The organism is Glaciihabitans arcticus (assembly GCF_004310685.1).
Taxonomy (GTDB): Bacteria; Actinomycetota; Actinomycetes; order Actinomycetales; family Microbacteriaceae; genus Conyzicola; species Conyzicola arctica.
Genome location: NZ_SISG01000002.1, coordinates 137,835 through 154,805, shown reverse-complemented (window position 1 = coordinate 154,805; position 16,971 = coordinate 137,835). Strand labels below are relative to the sequence as shown.

The following is a 16,971-nucleotide window of genomic DNA, read 5'->3' as shown; positions in this document are numbered from 1 at the left end:
TCTAATCGGGCAGCGGTCCGCCGCGACGCTCGAGCAGCGCCTGCATGTATTCGATCTCGGTGGTCTGCGAGAGCACGATGCCCTTTGCGACGCTCACCACAACGCGCTCGGTGCTGCGCTCGAGAACGGCGTTGGCCATCAGCACGCCACCCTCGTGGTGGGCGATCATCAGCTGCAGGTAGTACCGCTCGGCGTCGACCCCGTCGAGGCTCTTCAGGCGGGTGATCTGTTCCGCCGTGGCCAGTCCGGGCATCGGGTCGCCCGCGGTATGGGCCGACTGCGAGGCGTCGTCGTGGGCGTGGGTGGTGCCGTCTCCGCTGAGCGGGGGCCGCGTCATCCACGTCATCGATGGTTCTGATTCGAGTTGCGGAAGGCCCCAGGTGTCGAGCCAGCCGTACATCTGCCCCGCCTGCGCACCCTGTGCCGTCGCGATGTCGAAGGCCAGCAGGCGCACCTCGTCATCATCGGAGGCATCGCGCACGATGAACGACATCTCCACTGCCTGGTGATGGTGGGTTTGCATGTCGCGCGCGAAGCCCGCCTCTGCGCTGGTCGTGCCGGGTGGAGTGCTTACGGGCGCCGAGATGCGGCCGATCGCAAAGGCGGCGACGATGAGCAGCACCGCAACCACCGCGACCGCGATGGTGCCACGGATGCTGCGCCCGCCGACGGGCGCAGCGCTAAGAGTCGAGTCCGGGTCCATCGATGCCACCGGTACACGCGGCACCGGGCTCGGGGGCGTCAGCCGACTTCCAGTACTTGCTGAGGAACTGCTCGATGCGCTCGTCGTCGGGGGTATCTACCTGCACCTGCGCGCCCCACGCGGAGAGCACGATGGGTGCGGGCAGGTCGGGGTACGGCGAGAAGACGATGTAGGTGTCGGGCATCTCGCCACGCAGCTCCGCGATGCGGGTCGCGTCGAGCTCATCGGGGTTGTAGGTGACCCAGACAGCGCCGTGCTCGAGGGCGTGAACCGCGCGCTCGTTCTGCTGCGGCTCGGTGTAAGCACCGCAGTTCAGCCAGGCCGCCCAGTGGTTTCCGCCGGCGGGCGGGTTCATGCCGTACTCGGTCTGGTAGTCGACCGTCGGAGGAGTCGCGCTGATGGTGCCCTCTGCGGTGAGGTCCACGTGCACACCCTGCTCGAGGTCGAACGTCTTGAGGCCCTCGATCTCGATCGACCCCGGGTCGACGCGCGGTGTGGATGTCGAGATGATGAGGATGACGATCGCCGCAATGGCCCCTGCTCCCAGCACTCCGCCGACGCTCCAGCCGATGATGCGATTGCGCCTCTCGGACGCCTGCTTCTTCTTGAGCACCGCGACCTTCTCGGCGCGGCGGGCGTCACGCTGCTGCTTGACGGTCAGATCGGAATTCGTGGGCACAGTGTTGTCCTGTCGGTCTGGCTGGGTAGCCGGGGCAGTATGCATCCATTCTCTCGCATGAACTCTGAGAATCCGCATCGGGGGAGGGCCCGTAACGTCACAAACCCCGCTGGTAGATTGGCGGCATCATGAAGTACGCCAACACAGTCCTCGATCTGGTCGGAAACACTCCGCTCGTCAAGCTCAACAGCGTGACCACCGGCATTCGCGCCACGGTGCTCGCGAAGGTCGAGTATCTGAACCCCGGAGGCTCGTCGAAAGACCGCATCGCGACCCGCATCATCGATGCCGCCGAGGCTTCCGGCGAGCTGAAGCCCGGTGGAACCATCGTCGAGCCGACCTCCGGCAACACCGGTATCGGCCTCGCCCTCGTGGCCCAGCAGCGCGGCTACCGCTGCGTGTTCGTGCTGCCCGACAAGGTCGGCGAAGACAAGAGGAACGTGCTCACCGCCTACGGCGCGGAGATCGTCGTCACCCCGACCGCCGTCGAGCCGTCGAGCCCCGAGTCGTACTACAGCGTCTCCGACCGTCTCGCCCGCGAGATCCCCGGCGCCTTCAAGCCCAACCAGTACTCCAACCCCAACGGGCCGCTCAGCCACTACGAGACCACCGGGCCCGAGATCTGGCGCGACACAGACGGCAAGGTCACCCACTTCGTGGCCGGCGTCGGCACCGGCGGCACCATCAGCGGCGTCGGCAAGTACCTCAAGGAGGTTTCGGGAGGCGCCGTTCAGATCATCGGTGCAGACCCCGAGGGCTCCGTCTATTCCGGCGGCACGGGACGCCCGTACCTGGTCGAGGGCGTCGGCGAGGACTTCTGGCCGACCGCGTATGACCCGACGGTCGTCGACCAGATCATCGCGGCATCCGATGCAGAATCGTTTGAACTGACCCGCCGCCTCGCCCGCGAAGAGGGCCTGCTCGTCGGCGGCTCGAGCGGACTCGCCGTCGCGGCCGCGCTCAAGGCCGCGGCCGACCTGCCTGCTGACGCCGTCGTCGTTGTGCTGCTGCCCGACGGCGGCCGCGGCTACCTCGGCAAGATCTTCAATGAGAAGTGGATGCAGTCCTACGGATTCACCCAGCTCTCGGACGAGCAGACCGTGGCCGACGTGCTCGGACACAAGACCGGAGAGCTGCCCGACCTCGTGCACGTGCACCCCTCGGACACCGTGCGCGACGCCATCCAGATCCTCAAGAAGTACGACGTCTCGCAGGTGCCCGTGCTCACCGCGGAGCCTCCCGTTGTGATGGGCGAGGTCATCGGAACCATCGACGAGAAGTCGCTGCTCGACAACGTCTTCACCGGACGAGCCAAAATGACCGACTCGATCGCGGAATTCGTGGGCAAGCCGCTCGGTTTGATCGGTGTGCACGAATCGGTCACCGCTGCCCGCACCGCGCTGGCATCCGTCGACGCGCTGCTCGTGATCAGTGATGGCAAGCCAGCCGGGGTTCTCACCCGCCAGGACCTGCTCACCTTCCTCTCCGAATAACCCTTACAGAATCGACTTACCTTGAGCGACAACCTCGGCTTCAGCACGCGCGCGATCACGGCCGGACAGGGCTTCGACCCGACCACCGGTGCCGTTGTGCCGCCCGTCTACCTGACGTCCACCTTCGTGCAGGACGGCATCGGCGGATTCCGCGGCGGCTACGAGTACGCCCGCGGCGGCAACCCCACGCGCGACTCGCTGCAGGATCTGCTCGCCTCGCTCGAGGGCGGCAGCAAGGCGTTCAGCTTCGCTTCCGGTCTGGCCGCAGAGGACACCCTGCTGCGCGCGCTGCTCGCGCCCGGTGACCATGTGGTCATGGGCAACGACGTGTACGGCGGAACGCATCGCCTCGTGTCGCGGGTCTTCATCCCGTGGGGCGTCTCGCTGTCGACCGTCGAACTGAGCGACATCGACCAGGTGCGCGCCACCATCCGCCCCGGTGTCACGAAGGTGCTCTGGATCGAGACGCCGTCGAACCCGCTCATGAAGATCACCGACATCGCCGAGCTGGCCGCTCTCGGCCATGATTTCGGCATCACCGTCGTCGTCGACAACACCTTCGCGTCCCCGTACTTGCAGCAGCCGCTCTCGCTCGGTGCGGACGTCGTTGTGCACTCCACCACCAAGTACCTCGGCGGTCACTCCGACGTCGTGGGCGGTGCCGTCATTGTGAAGGACGACGAGCTCGCGGCCAAGGTCGGCTTCCTGCAGTTCGGCGTCGGTGCAGTCTCCGGCCCGTTCGACGCGTGGCTCACCGTGCGCGGCATCAAGACCCTGGCAGTGCGCATGGATCGACACTCCTCCAACGCGCAGGCCATCGCCGAGGCGCTGGTCGGTCATCCCGCAATCAACCGCGTCTACTACCCGGGCCTCGCCGACCACCCCGGCCACGAGATCGCCGCGCGCCAGATGAAGAGCTTCGGCGGCATGCTGTCGGTCTCGCTCGCCGGTGGAGCGGTCGCCGCCCGCAAGTTCGCCGAGTCGACGGAGCTGTTTCAGCTCGCGGAGTCGCTGGGTGGCGTCGAGTCGCTCATCGGCTACCCGTCGGAGATGACGCACGCCTCGGTTCGCGGCACGGTTCTCGAAGTGCCGGATGACGTGGTGCGCCTCTCCGTCGGCATCGAAGACCTCGCCGACCTCGAGGCCGACGTGCTCGGGGCCCTCGCCCGCTTGTAGGCCCGCGCCGCCCGGCCTGCTAGCGCTCGCCCGAGTTGTTACCCGGGCGAGCGTCTCTTACCCGGGCTGCCACTCCTCCACGACCTCCACAAGCGTGCGCGACTGAACAATCTCTCCGTCCTCGGCATCGCGTCGGCGTCACATCCGCGACGATTCCGGGATGCAGCAGCTCATCGATATCGCAGCCTCCCGCGGCGACGGACTCATCTTCGCGGCGCACCTTGCCGAGCTCGGCCTGAACGGACGAGACGTGCGCCGAGCTCTTGCCGAGGGTTCGATCGTGCGGGTGATGCGAGGCATCTACGCGAAGCCGCCGAACGATCGACCCTTCTGGCCCCGCGAACTGCATGCGCTCAGAACGCGCGGTGCGGCGGCGCTCGAACCTCGCGACGCTGTGGTGTCACACCTCTCGGCGGCGGCTCTGCACGGTCTGCCACTCATCGGGCCGTGGCCGGATCGTGTTCACTTAACCGTGATCGGTGCTGCTGGAGGCAGCTCGAGCGCTGGAATCGCCAGGCACACCGCCCGTGTCGCATCCAACGAAACAGCGATACACGGGGTGCGCGTCACAACGCTGGCACGGACACTCGTGGACGTCGCCGCCACTACATCGATGCTCGTCGGAGTGACCATGATGGATGCCGCTATCCATCGGGGCGACATCACCCGGGCGGACCTGTACGCCGAATTGACGCGGGCTCGCCTGCAGGCAGGTAGGCGGAGAGGGCGGGCCTGCGTCGACTTCAGCGACGGGCGATCCGCTAGTCCCGGTGAATCATTGACCCGGGTCCGAGCATGGGAGCTGGGCTTCGAACTGCCGCGGTTGCAGGTTCCGGTGCGTACGCGGCTGGGGGACTTCGAGATCGACTTCGGGTGGGAGAGCTGCGCGCTTTTCGGCGAGTTCGACGGCAAGGTCAAGTACACGCGCGACGCGTATCTCAAGGGACGCTCGATCGAGGAAGTAGTGATGGCCGAGAAAGCGCGCGAGGACGCGATTCGCGCCGAGACGGGCAGGGGTTTCGTGCGCATCGTGTGGCAGGAGGCGCTGAGGCCCGTTACGCTCGACGCCCTCTTGCGAAGCGCCGGTGTGCCGCGCGCTCGCCGCCCGGTCACGAGCCGGCCGCCCGGGTAGTGACCCGGGCGCGCGTCAGCAGACCGGGCGACACCGCAGCAACACTGGCGGAAACTCGCGCCAGCGTGGCGGCCCCGCTCCGGCCCACGTCATCCCGCCGCTGGCAGACTGAGGGCATGAGCCCCAGCACCGACCTCCGCGCCCACTTCGATGCCACCGTCGAGTTCAACAACGGGGGAGGGCTGACCGCGACCGGCTTCCGCCTGGACCTGCCCAACCGCGGTGCGGATGTCGCGCAGCTCTTCGTCAAGCACCTCGGCCTGGCACTCGTCAAGGAGGTCACGCTCAGCAACCTGGCTATCGTCGAGGAGCAGCACCGCGGCAGCCGCGGCGTCGCGGGACCCCGAACAAGAACAGGACGGTTCGTCGAACTCAGCCACGTGATCCGCGACGGCCTGGTCACCTATCCAGGTCTGCCCGCGCCCGTGATCACCCCACACCTCACCCGCGAGGCGTCGAAGGCCAGCTACGCGCCGGGCACCGAGTTCGCCATGGACATCATCACGATGATCGGCAACACGGGAACCTACCTCGACAGCCCTTTCCACCGCTACGAGGGCGGCACCGACCTGGCCGGGCTGACCCTCGAGACGCTCGTCGACCAGCCGGCCGAGGTCTTCCACGTGCACGACAGCACCACTCGCGGCATCGACGCGCCGATCTTCTGGGACCGCGACCTCGCGAATAAAGCCGTACTCATCCACACCGGCTGGGATGCGCAATTCGGCACCCCCGAGTACGGCAGCAACGCTCCCTACCTGACGGAGGCGGGCGCGCGCTACCTGGTCGAGCAGGGCGTGACGATGGTCGGCATCGACTCGGTGAACATCGATAACACCGCTCCGGATGCCGCGGGCGCCCGCCCCGCGCACACCCTCCTCCTGGCGGCAGGGGTACACGTCGTCGAGCACCTCACGAACCTGGGTGAGCTCCCGCCCAGCGGCGCGACCTTCTCCGCCGTGCCGCCACGGGTGGAAGCCTTCGGCACGTTCCCCGTGCGGGCCTACGCGCGCCTCTAGCTCTCGAGGTTCTTGATCTCTTCGGAGTCGGGGCCGCCGGTCTCCACGCAGGGACCGTACACGTCGACGGTGATCATGGCGCCGAGTCCGCCGCTGCCGCCGTTGGTCACGGTGACGCGGATCTCCTGCTCGGAGGCCTTGTTCTCGAGGATGGTGGTGCTGCCGTCGCTACCCGACTGGGTGGTGGCCTCCCAGTCCTCGGAGACGTACGAGGCGACGAGCTTCTCGCCCTCGCTCTGCGCGCTCTCGGCCGACGACGTGTCGAGGTTGAGGTTGATGCCGGAGTGCCAGTAGCGCATCAGGCCGTCGGGATCCTTGGCCTCGAGGCCGCAGCTCTCCGAGATGTCGGTCTTGCGGTCGGCGCTCAGCAGCATCGACTCGTCGACGCGGGATGCGGCGTCGTTGCGCAGGATCTGCGTCGGACCCTTGGTGTCGACGATGCGTTCGCCCGACGCGGTGTCCTCGCCGCAGCCGCTCAACGTCGCGGCCAGCGCGATGCTCAGTACGACGAGCGATGCCCGAAAAATGCGGTCTCCTTTGACCATGGTGATTCCCCCAGTAGTTGTGCGGTGGTGCTCTACGCCCTGCCTGCCGCAGCACGCGAACGCCTGGACAGCGAGTCGATGATGACCGCGAGTACGAGTACCGCACCGGTGATCATGAACCGAATCGACGAGTCCAGATTAAGTATCGCTAGTCCGTTGAAGATTGACATCACCACGAGTACCCCCAAAAGGGCGGAAAACGCCGATCCCCTGCCCCCAAAAAGGGAGGTGCCGCCAATCACGGCAGCCGCGATCGCGTTGAGATTGGTGTCGGCGCCACCGCTCGACTGGTTGGCGGCCGAGAGCCTGGCGGCAGCGAGAATGCCGCCCGTCGCCGCGAAGACCGAGCACAGCATGAACACCGAGATGTAGATGCGATTGACCCGGATGCCGGCCCTACGGGCCGCTTCCACGCTCCCTCCGACCGCGAAGACGGCCCGTCCCCAGCGGGTGCGGGTGAGCACGAAGTGCATGACCGTGACGAGGGCGAGGAAGAAGAGGAACATCACACCGACGCCACGGGAGAGGTTGAGATAGAAGGTGGCGGCACCGAGAACCAGGGTGAGGCCGCCGACGCGCACCGCGATCACGCCCCGCGACATGGCGGCGAGACCGGCCTCGGTGCGGCGACGCGACTCGGAGATCAGCTGCCACGCGTAGACGCCGACGACCGCGACAACGACCACCCACGACAGCCACACGGGCAGGAACATCTGGGTGCCGAACTGCACGATCCAGCTGGTGTCGGGAATGTTGATCGAGCCCGCGCGACCGAGCACCCACAGCTGCAGCCCCAGGAACCCGAGTAGCCCGGCGAGGGTGATGACGAAACTCGGCACCCCGAACCGGGTGTACAGCAGCCCGTAGACGAGGCCCACCGCAGCGCCGGCGGCGAGCGAGACGAGCAGCACAATGCCGAGCGGCCAGCCGTGCTGCACGAAGAGCACGGCGAGGATCGCGGCGGAGAGACCGCTCACCGAGCCGACCGAGAGGTCGATCTCGCCAATGAGCAGCACGAGCACGATGCCGATCGCGATGGTGCCGACGGCGGCGGACTGCATCGTGAGGTTCACGAGGTTGCGGCTCGAGAGGAAGTTCGGATTGAGCAGCTGGAAGACGATCCAGATGATCACGAGCCCCGCGACGACCGGCAGCGAGCCGAGGTCGCCGGTGCGCACGCGTTCGACGAAGGAGCGAACCGAGCTGCGGAACCCGTAGCGCAGATCGTCATCCAGGGCGGCGCGCGAAAGCGACGGGTCGCCGGTGTTCGGGCTCAACGGGTCTCCTCTGAGGCGGTGGGGCGGCGCGCGCCGTGGTCGGTCGCGCCGGTGATCGCCGCGATGACCTGCTCGCTCGTGACATCAGCCACCCGAAAATTGCCGTTGTTGCGTCCGAGCCGCAGCACAACGATGCGGTCGGCGACAGCCAGCACGTCCGCGAGATTGTGGCTGATCAGGATGACGCCGAGCCCGCGCTCCCTCAGCCGTTCGATCAGGTTGAGCACTTCGGCGGTCTGCGCGATACCGAGTGCCGCGGTCGGCTCGTCGAGGATCACCACACTCGGCTCACCGATGAGCGATCGCGCGATCGCCACGGTCTGGCGTTGGCCGCCGGAGAGGGAGGCGACGGGGGTGCGCACCGAAGGCACCCGTGCGCTCAGTTCACGCAGCAGCGACCAGGAGCGCTGCTCCATCTCGATCTCGTCGAGCACACCGCCCCGCGTGAGTTCTCGGCCGAGCCAGAGGTTGCTGACCACGTCGAGGCTGTCGGAGAGGGCAAGGTCCTGGAATACCGTCGCGATACCGAGGTCGCGGGCATCCGTCGGATTGGCAAGGGACTGCTCCTCGCCGTAGAACGAGATAGTGCCGCCGTCCTGGGGATGAACCCCCGCAAGGATCTTCACGAGAGTCGACTTGCCCGCGCCGTTGTCGCCCACGATCGCCACGACCTCACCCGCATACACGTCCATGTCGACGTTGCTGAGCGCGCGCACGGCACCGAAGCGCTTGCCGATCCCGCGCAGGGACAGGATGTGTTCGGCGCTGTGGTGGCGATCGCGCGAAGCGGCCGGCGTCAGGGTCATCTGTCTAGTCTCTCGTGTGCCGGGTCTATTTGATGCCGGCGGCGGTGCAGTCGGCGACGTAGGCGGGGGTGCAGATCTCATCCACGGTGTAGATGCCGTCGGCGATGACCGTCTCCATGATGTTGTCGACAGTGACGATGACGCCGTCGAGCAGCATGGTCGGGGTTCCCTCGACCTCGAGGTCGCTCGTGACGGTCTCGCCGCGCGCGAGCTGGTCGGCGATCGTCGCGGCGAACTCGGCCTGCTGCTTCATGGCCTTGTAGATGGTTGCGTACTGGTCGCCGGCGATGATGCGCTGCAGGGCCGAGACTTCGGCGTCCTGGCCGGTGACGACGGGAAGTGGGAAGACGTTCGCTGCCTTGAGTGCTGCGATCGCCCCGCCTGCTGTACCGTCGTTGGCAGCGTAGATCGCAGAGAACTGCCCGTCGTACTGGGTGATCTGGCCGGCCACCCACTCCTGGGCTTTGTCGGGGCTCCAGTCGGGGGTGTCGAACTCCGCGAGTACCGGAAAGTCGCTCGCGTCGATCTCGGAGTGCGCGCCGCTCTTGAACCCGTCGGCATTGGCGTCGGTGGGGGATCCGTTGAGCATCAGGATGCCGCCGGTCGCGCCGTCCTCCTCGAGCTTCGCCACGATCGCCTCCCCCTGCAGGCGCCCGATCTTCTCGTTGTCAAAGGAGACGTAGTAGTCGAGCTTTCCGCCTTCGATGAAGCGGTCGTACGCGATCACGGGGACCCCCTGCGCGTTGGCCGCCGTGACGATGCTCGCGCTCGCCGCGGAGTCGACCGGGTCGAGCACCAGCACGGCGACGCCGGAGACCAGGGCGGCCTCGGCCTGCGTCTGCTGCTTTGCGGCATCCTGGTCGGCGTTCGAGTAGAGCACCTCGTAGTTGCCGAGAGACTCGAGCTTCTGCTCGAAGAACGGGCGGTCGAAGCTCTCGTAGCGCGCGGTCTTCGACTCGGGCAGCAGCAGTGCCACCTTGATCGTGGAGCCCGCGCCGGGGTCGCCGAGCTTGCCGGTGCAGCCGGTGAGCGCGAGTGTTGCGGCACCCGCGAGGATGAACAGTCTGGTGAGGTTGCTCGTCATTGAATGACCTCTCGGGATGGATGCTTCGGGTGTGCTGCCTGTCATGCCCGCAGTCCGGTGGCTGCGTTCGCGATTGCCGGAAAACGGAGATCAGCGTCGACGCCGACGTGATCAATGGCAAGGGCGAGGCAGCCGAGCAGCTCTGCCCGGTCACCGAGTTCGCCCTGCACGATCGTGGGCACGCTGCCGTCGGAGCTGGCCAGCACGCTGCGCTCGAGCGCGTGGCGCATGGGGGCGAGGAGTGTCTCGCCGGCGAGGGCGAGCTCGCCGCCGATCACGAGGGTCTCGGGGTCGAAGAGGTTGCAGAGGCTCGCGGCGGCGATGCCGATGTGACGGCCGGCATCGGCAATGACGCGCCGTGCGCTCGCGTCGCCACTCTCGGCGCGCAGCAGCAGGTCGCGCAGGCGCTGCATTCCGGGGTCGCCGCGGAACAGCTCGAGCAGGGCCGGTCCGCCGGCGAGGGTGTCGAGGCAGCCGCGGGATCCGCAGCGGCAGATGGGGCCGTTCTCGTCGATCGTGACGTGGCCGATCTGCCCCGCCTTGCCGGTCGTGCCTCGGAAGATCTGGCCGTTGATGAGCAGCCCCGCGCTGATGCTGTGCCCGACGCGGATGAACGCCGCACCGCTCGAGTCGCGCGCGGCGCCGCTGCGGAGCTCGGCGAGCCCGCCCAGGTTGGCCTCGTTGTCGACGTACACGGGGCACTGGATGCGGGCGGCGAGTTCCTCCGCGACATCCACACCCTCCCAACCGCGCATGATGCCGGGCGTCGAGATCATGCCCGAGTTCTTGTCGACCGGCACTGGCAGCGCGACGCCGACCGCGAGGATGTCGGAGAGGGTGCCGTTGACCGACTCGACCATGTCGCTGAGCAGCAGGGCCGCGCGGTTGAGCTCGCTGTCGTAACGGTGCTCGAGGGCGAGCGGAACGTGATTCTCGGCGACGACCGTCTTGCCGATGTCGGAGATCGCGATGCGCAGGTAGCGGGCCGAGAAGTGCAGGCCGGCGACGAGCCCGAGCTGGCGGGCGAGGGTGACCTCGATGGCCCGGCGGCCGCTGCGCGAGGCGACCGTGGTGTGCAGGACTCCCGATGCCGAGAGCTCCTTGACGATGTTCGACACGGTCGCCGGAGACAGTCCTGTGGCTCCGGCCAACTCCACTTGCGTCAGATGCCCATGGTGCTTGAGTGAGTCCACAATTCGTGCGCGGTTGGCTTCGCGCAGTGAAGTCTGAGAACCCGGCGTTGGGCTACGGCTTGCCACAGACGAAGGATACACGCCGTCAACCCGGCTTTCGGGCGTCAGATCGAGCGATCGACTCGGGATGACGGTGCACGTTCGCCGGCTTTCCGCGTTCGCAGGGGTTCGCCGCGCTCGCCGCCCTTGCCTTTATCCTTTGACGGCAAAATAACGGTTTGGGAGCAATATCCACGGATTCGGAAAGTCTTGGCTTCAACATTTGACGGCAAGGCTTGCGAGGGCTAACTTTCAATACGACGCAGTTACGAACATCGGCGTCACACGCTCTTACTGACGAGGAGGTCACGCTGTGGATAACGCGGTGCACACAGGGCCAACAATTCTCGAGATGAACTCCATCACCAAGGAGTTCCCCGGCGTCAAAGCCCTCGACCAGGTCTCCCTCACGGTGAAGGCCGGTGAGATCCACGCGATCTGCGGTGAAAACGGCGCGGGCAAGTCGACCCTCATGAAGGTCCTGTCGGGCGTCTACCCCTTCGGAAGCTACGAGGGTGACATCGTCTACCAGGGCGCGGTCGTGAAGTTCAAGGACATCCGATCGAGCGAGGCCGCGGGCATCGTCATCATCCACCAGGAGCTCGCGCTCATCCCGACGCTCTCGATCACCGAGAACATCTTCCTCGGCAACGAGCCCGGCCGTGGCGGCGTCATCGACTGGGTCTCCGCCAAGAAGACCGCCATCGAGCTGCTCGCGCGCGTGGGCCTCACCGACGACCCCGACGTGCTCATCAAGGACATCGGTGTCGGCAAGCAGCAGCTCGTCGAGATCGCCAAGGCGATCAACAAGAAGGTCAAGCTGCTCATCCTCGACGAGCCGACCGCCGCGCTCAACGAGCAGGAGTCGCAGCACCTCCTCGACCTGATCCGCGGGCTCAAGGGCCGCGGCATCGCGTCGATCATGATCTCCCACAAGCTCAACGAGATCGAGTCGGTCGCCGACTCGATCACCATCATCCGCGACGGCAAGTCGGTCGAGACACTCGACGTCGTCGCCGACGGTGTTGACGAGGACCGCATCATCCGCGGGATGGTCGGTCGCACGCTCGAGAACCGGTTCCCGGATCGTCATCCACACATCGGCGAAGTGTTCTTCGAGGTCAAGGACTGGAACGTGCAGCACCCGATCTCCGCCGAGCGCAAGGTCGTCAAGCACGCCAACTTCACCGTGCGTCGCGGCGAGGTCGTCGGATTCGCCGGACTCATGGGCGCCGGTCGCACCGAGCTCGCGATGAGCATCTTCGGCCACTCCTACGGCAAGTTCCTCTCCGGCCAGGCCTTCAAGGACGGCAAGGAGATCAACCTGAACTCGGTCACCAAGGCGATCGACAACGGTCTCGCCTACGTGAGCGAGGACCGCAAGGCACTCGGGCTCAACCTGCTCGACGACATCAAGCGCTCCGTCGTCTCGGCCAAGCTCTCCAAGATCTCGAAGGCCGACGTCGTCGACGGCTCGGCCGAGTACACGATCGCCGAGGAGTACCGCAAGAGCCTCCGCATCAAGACCCCCACGGTCGACGAGGGTGTGAACAAGCTCTCCGGTGGCAACCAGCAGAAGGTGGTGCTCGCCAAGTGGATGTTCACCGACCCCGACCTGCTGATCCTGGATGAGCCCACCCGCGGCATCGACGTCGGCGCCAAGTCGGAGATCTACGGAATCATCCGTGACCTCGCGGCCCAGGGCAAGGGCGTCATCATCATCTCGTCGGAGCTTCCCGAGCTGCTCGGTGTCTCCGACCGCATCTACACGATTTTCGAAGGCCAGATCACAAGCGAGATCCAGGCCGCAGACGCAGACCCCGAAACCCTGATGAAGAGCATGACTTCAGCGAAGAAGAAAGTGGCCGCCGCATGAGCGCACCCGACAGCACCAAGACCGGTTTCCAGTTCCGGGACCTGAAGAACATCTTCGGAAACGGCGGATCCCTCAAGCAGTTCGGCATCCTCGCCGCGCTGATCGTCATCATCCTCTTCTTCCAGTGGTGGACGAACGGAACGACGCTCTCCCCGGGCAACGTCATCAACATCGTGCAGCAGTACTCCTACATCCTGATCCTCGCGATCGGCATGGTCATGGTGATCATCGCGGGCCACATCGACCTCTCGGTCGGATCCGTCGCGGCCCTCGTCGGCATCGTCGTCGCGATGTCCATGCGCGACTGGGGCTTCCCGTGGTACCTGGCGATCGTGCTCGGGCTCGTCGTCGGAGCCGCTATCGGCGCGTGGCAGGGGTTCTGGGTCGCCTACGTCGGGGTTCCAGCCTTTATCGTGACCCTGGCCGGCATGCTCCTCTGGCGCGGTGCCAACCAGTTCATCGGTGACGCGGACACGATCCCCGTTCCCAAGGAGTTCGTCTACATCGGTGGCGGCTACCTCCCCGAGTGGGGTCCGGACACCGGCTACAACAACTCCACCCTCCTGCTCGGCATCATCATCTCGGCCGTGCTCGTCTACAACGAGTGGCGCGGTCGCGTGACCCGTCGCAAGATGGGCTCCGACCCCGTGCCGCTCTGGGTCAGCATCGTGCGCGTCGGCATCCTCGTCGCCGTCGTTCTCTACGCCGCAACCCTCTTCGGCGGTTACCGCGAGGGCACCAGCTTCCCCGTGTCGGGCGTCATCCTCGGTGTGCTCATCCTGATCTACTCGTTCGTCACGAGAAACACCATCCTGGGCCGCCACATCTACGCGGTCGGTGGCAACCGTCATGCCGCGGCACTCTCGGGCGTCAAGTCCAAGCGCGTCGACTTCCTCGTCATGATGAACATGTCGATCCTCGCCGCGGTCGCCGGCATGATCTTCGTCGCCCGTTCGCAGGCTTCCGGCCCGTTCGACGGCACCGGCTGGGAGCTCGACGCCATCGCCGCGGTCTTCATCGGTGGCGCGGCCGTCGCCGGTGGTGTCGGAACCGTGGTCGGCTCGATCATCGGTGGCCTCGTCATGGCAGTTCTCAACAACGGCCTCGTGCTCAAGGGCATCGGCTCCGACCAGGTGCAGATGATCAAGGGCCTCGTGCTGCTCGTCGCCGTCGCCATCGACGTCTACAACAAGAGCCAGGGCCGCTTCTCGCTCATCGACCTCATCACCCGCGGTCGCGGCAAGGGCAAGGACTCGGTCTCCACCGACGCGAACGAGAGTGTGCGTCCGGATGCAACGAAGCCCGACCCCACCCTCCCGGGCTAAGCGGCTCACCCCAAGAACCTGCAATAGCTATTCCCTATTGCACACCAAAAAGAGAAAGAGATCACCAATGAAGAAGATCCTTCTCGCGACCACGACAGTGGCCGCGATCACAGCACTCGCGCTTTCCGGTTGCGCCGGCGGACGCGAAGAGGCTCCCGAAGCCGGCGGAGATGGTGGATTCGCAGCAGACTCCCTCATCGGCGTCGCACTGCCCGACAAGACCTCGGAGAACTGGGTTCTCGCGGGCGGCCTCTTCGAGGACGGCCTCAAGGAAGCCGGCTTCGAGTACGACGTCCAGTACGCCGGTGCCAGCAACGCCGTCAAGGACCAGCAGGACCAGATCTCGGCCATGGTCACCAACGGTGCCAAGGTCATCATCATCGGCGCGAAGGACGGCGGCCAGCTCGGCACGCAGGTCCAGGCTGCCAAGGACAGCGGCGCCATCGTCATCGCGTACGACCGCCTCATCGTTGACACCGAGAACGTCGACTACTACGTCGCGTTCGACAACTTCAAGGTCGGCGAGCTCCAGGGTGAGGCCCTCCTCGAGGGACTCGCAGCCAAGTTCCCGGACAAGAAGACCTACAACATCGAGCTGTTCTCGGGCTCCTCGGATGACTCGAACGCTCCCGTCTTCTTCGACGGCGCCATGAAGGTCCTCCAGCCGAAGATCGACGACGGAACCCTCGTCGTCGTCTCGGGCCAGACCGACATCAAGCAGACGGCTACCGCCGGCTGGAAGCCGGAGAACGCCCAGTCCCGCGCAGAGACTCTTCTGCAGGGCAGCTACTCGGGCAAGGACCTCGACGGCGTTCTCTCGCCGAACGACACCCTCGCTCGCGCCATCATCACGGCAGTCAAGTCCGACGGCCGCGACGTTCCCGTCGTGACCGGTCAGGACTCCGAGGTTGAGTCCGTCAAGTCGATCATGGCTGGCGAGCAGTACTCCACCATCAACAAGGACACCCGCCTCCTCGTTGCCCAGGCCATCGAGATGGCTCAGACCCTCCAGAAGGGCGAGGAGATCGCCACGAACAGCGACGAGTACAACAACGGTGTCAAGGTTGTTCCCGCGTTCCTGCTCGACCCGGTGATCGTCACCAAGGAGAACGCGGCTGACGCGTACAAGAACGACCCGAAGCTCTCGCCGCTCACCAAGTAGCTCGAGGCTTTACTAGAGCCGGCCGGCCCCTTCGGGGGCCGGCCGGTCTTTTTTGTACCCGGGCTTAAGCGGGACGGTCGTGGCGGTTCGGCGTCATCCGGGCATAATGGGTTGCGATATGTGACCGTACACATCGCCAACGGAGTCGGGGACCCCCAGTGACCATGGAGCCGGAGAAGGTTCGCGCGCCGAACATCCGCGACGTCGCTGCCGGCGCGGGTGTCTCCTACCAGACCGTCTCCCGGGTGCTGAATGACAGCCCCAGCATCAAGCCCTCGACGCGGCAGCGCGTGCTCGACGTCATCAAGGAACTCGACTACCGCCCCAACCAGGCGGCGCGCGCCCTCGTCACGAGCCGCTCGCGCACCATCGGGGTGCTGTCCGCGCAGAACAACGCCTTCTACGGTCCGACCACCGCGATCAACTCGATCGAGCAGTCTGCCCGAGAGGCGGGCTACCGACTCAGCATCACCAACATCAACACGAGCGACTACACCTCGATCAAGGCCGGCATCGACTACCTGCTCAGCCAGTCGGTCGAGGCGCTCGTCGTCGTCGCACCCCAGGTGCGCGTGTTCGACGTGATCAATGAGTTATCCGTCGGGGTGCCGTACATCTCCCTCGAGACCACGGGGCGCAACCCCGGCCACAACCTCTCCGTCGACCAGATCGGCGGCGCGCGGCTCGCAACCAAGCACCTCATCGACCTGGGGCACACCGAGATCATGCACATCTCCGGTCCGCAGGACTGGATCGAGGCCGAAGCGCGTATGCAGGGCTTCCTGCACGAGATCAACGTGGCGGAGCTGCGCACGCGCGCGCCGATCCTCGGCGACTGGAGCGCTTCGTTCGGCTACTACGCGGGGCTCGAGCTGCTGCGCTATCGCGACTTCACGGCCGTGTTCGCCGGCAACGACCAGATGGCGCTCGGCTTCATCCACGCCTGCCGCGAGATGGGGCTGGATGTTCCCGGTGACATCAGCATCGTCGGCTTCGACGACATCCCCGAGGCGGCGCACTTCTTCCCGCCCCTCACAACGGTGCGGCAGAACTTCGCTGAGGTCGGGCGCAAAGCGATCGGCCTGCTCCTCGCCGAACTGCAGGGCATCGCGCCCGTCGACCGGGATCCCGTCGCCCCCGAGCTCATCGTGCGGGCCTCGACGGCGCGCGTCTGAGACGGGCTCACGCGCGCGCGGCGGCTTCGCGATGACGCGGCGCCCGAATCCTCGAGTCGAACGTTTCGGCTGCCAGGGCACCGCCCGAGGCAGCCGAAACATGCGAGTCAGGACTTCGCCGTCGGCGCCCCACGCGACTGTTCCGCAGCAGTCGAATGCGGCTCAACATCACGGATTTCGCACCAATCCGGCCGCAGGGTTAACAGATGTGACCGTTTCGCATGTAGCATGATGCAACGCCAATGTGAACGGTCACATCCGCGACACATCTTCAGCAGCACCGCACA

At 66.1% G+C, this 16,971-nt stretch carries 15 protein-coding genes; 8 read left to right on the top strand and 7 right to left on the bottom strand.

The window, feature by feature from the left end; all coding sequences use genetic code 11:
- Window position 1: 1 nt before the first annotated feature.
- The gene (locus tag EYE40_RS14885) at window positions 2–703 is read right to left on the bottom strand and encodes a DUF305 domain-containing protein (protein ID WP_130983149.1); all 702 of its coding nucleotides are present in this window, start codon (window positions 701–703) and stop codon (window positions 2–4) included.
- Complete coding sequence (locus tag EYE40_RS14880; protein ID WP_240034866.1) at window positions 681–1,382, bottom strand: DUF3105 domain-containing protein; 702 nt, start codon at window positions 1,380–1,382, stop codon at window positions 681–683. The genes EYE40_RS14885 and EYE40_RS14880 overlap by 23 nt, the downstream gene beginning before the upstream one ends.
- A gap of 128 nt (window positions 1,383–1,510) precedes the next feature.
- Here EYE40_RS14880 and EYE40_RS14875 point away from each other — a divergent pair, with 128 nt between their 5' ends.
- The 4 genes from EYE40_RS14875 to EYE40_RS14860 all read left to right on the top strand — a co-directional run bounded on the left by EYE40_RS14875 (window position 1,511) and on the right by EYE40_RS14860 (window position 6,202).
- A complete protein-coding gene (locus EYE40_RS14875; RefSeq protein WP_130983054.1) occupies window positions 1,511–2,875 on the top strand; it encodes a cystathionine beta-synthase in 1,365 nt (454 codons plus the stop codon).
- A 21-nt stretch (window positions 2,876–2,896) separates the two neighbouring features.
- Window positions 2,897–4,051: a cystathionine gamma-synthase gene (locus EYE40_RS14870; protein ID WP_130983053.1), complete on the top strand. Its 1,155-nt coding sequence runs from the start codon at window positions 2,897–2,899 to the stop codon at window positions 4,049–4,051.
- A 160-nt stretch (window positions 4,052–4,211) separates the two neighbouring features.
- Window positions 4,212–5,183 (top strand): hypothetical protein, encoded by a 972-nt coding sequence (locus EYE40_RS14865; protein WP_130983052.1) that lies wholly within the window; start codon window positions 4,212–4,214, stop codon window positions 5,181–5,183.
- Window positions 5,184–5,299: 116 nt separating this feature from the next.
- Entirely contained in the window at window positions 5,300–6,202 is a 903-nt protein-coding gene (locus EYE40_RS14860; protein ID WP_130983051.1) for a cyclase family protein, read from the top strand.
- On the opposite strand, the gene EYE40_RS14855 is transcribed toward EYE40_RS14860, so the two are convergent.
- The 5 genes from EYE40_RS14855 to EYE40_RS14835 are packed head-to-tail and all read right to left on the bottom strand — an operon-like array spanning window position 6,199 to window position 11,107.
- Window positions 6,199–6,747: a hypothetical protein gene (locus EYE40_RS14855; protein ID WP_130983050.1), complete on the bottom strand. Its 549-nt coding sequence runs from the start codon at window positions 6,745–6,747 to the stop codon at window positions 6,199–6,201. The two genes, EYE40_RS14860 and EYE40_RS14855, sit on opposite strands and share 4 nt — an antisense overlap.
- A 32-nt stretch (window positions 6,748–6,779) precedes the next feature.
- Window positions 6,780–7,982 (bottom strand): sugar ABC transporter permease, encoded by a 1,203-nt coding sequence (locus tag EYE40_RS14850; RefSeq protein ID WP_420810074.1) that lies wholly within the window; start codon window positions 7,980–7,982, stop codon window positions 6,780–6,782.
- 38 nt (window positions 7,983–8,020) lie between these two features.
- Complete coding sequence (locus EYE40_RS14845; protein WP_193554541.1) at window positions 8,021–8,830, bottom strand: ATP-binding cassette domain-containing protein; 810 nt, start codon at window positions 8,828–8,830, stop codon at window positions 8,021–8,023.
- A 25-nt stretch (window positions 8,831–8,855) separates the two neighbouring features.
- Window positions 8,856–9,914 carry a sugar ABC transporter substrate-binding protein gene (locus EYE40_RS14840; protein WP_130983048.1) on the bottom strand — a complete coding sequence of 353 codons (1,059 nt, stop codon included), beginning with the start codon at window positions 9,912–9,914 and terminating at the stop codon, window positions 8,856–8,858.
- A 41-nt stretch (window positions 9,915–9,955) separates the two neighbouring features.
- Entirely contained in the window at window positions 9,956–11,107 is a 1,152-nt protein-coding gene (locus EYE40_RS14835) for an ROK family transcriptional regulator (protein ID WP_338029036.1), read from the bottom strand.
- A 391-nt stretch (window positions 11,108–11,498) separates the two neighbouring features.
- Here EYE40_RS14835 and mmsA point away from each other — a divergent pair, with 391 nt between their 5' ends.
- From mmsA to EYE40_RS14815, 4 genes are all read left to right on the top strand, one after another.
- On the top strand, window positions 11,499–13,022 hold the full coding sequence (mmsA, locus tag EYE40_RS14830) for a multiple monosaccharide ABC transporter ATP-binding protein (protein WP_130983046.1): 1,524 nt from the start codon (window positions 11,499–11,501) through the stop codon (window positions 13,020–13,022).
- The gene (gene mmsB / locus EYE40_RS14825; protein ID WP_130983045.1) at window positions 13,019–14,347 is read left to right on the top strand and encodes a multiple monosaccharide ABC transporter permease; all 1,329 of its coding nucleotides are present in this window, start codon (window positions 13,019–13,021) and stop codon (window positions 14,345–14,347) included. Before mmsA ends, mmsB begins: the two co-directional genes overlap by 4 nt.
- Window positions 14,348–14,414: 67 nt before the next feature.
- Window positions 14,415–15,509, top strand: coding sequence for a substrate-binding domain-containing protein (locus EYE40_RS14820; RefSeq protein ID WP_130983044.1), 1,095 nt, complete (start codon window positions 14,415–14,417; stop codon window positions 15,507–15,509).
- A gap of 164 nt (window positions 15,510–15,673) precedes the next feature.
- Window positions 15,674–16,684, top strand: a complete 1,011-nt coding sequence (locus EYE40_RS14815; protein WP_130983148.1) for a LacI family DNA-binding transcriptional regulator — start codon at window positions 15,674–15,676, stop codon at window positions 16,682–16,684.
- Window positions 16,685–16,971 lie beyond the last annotated feature (287 nt).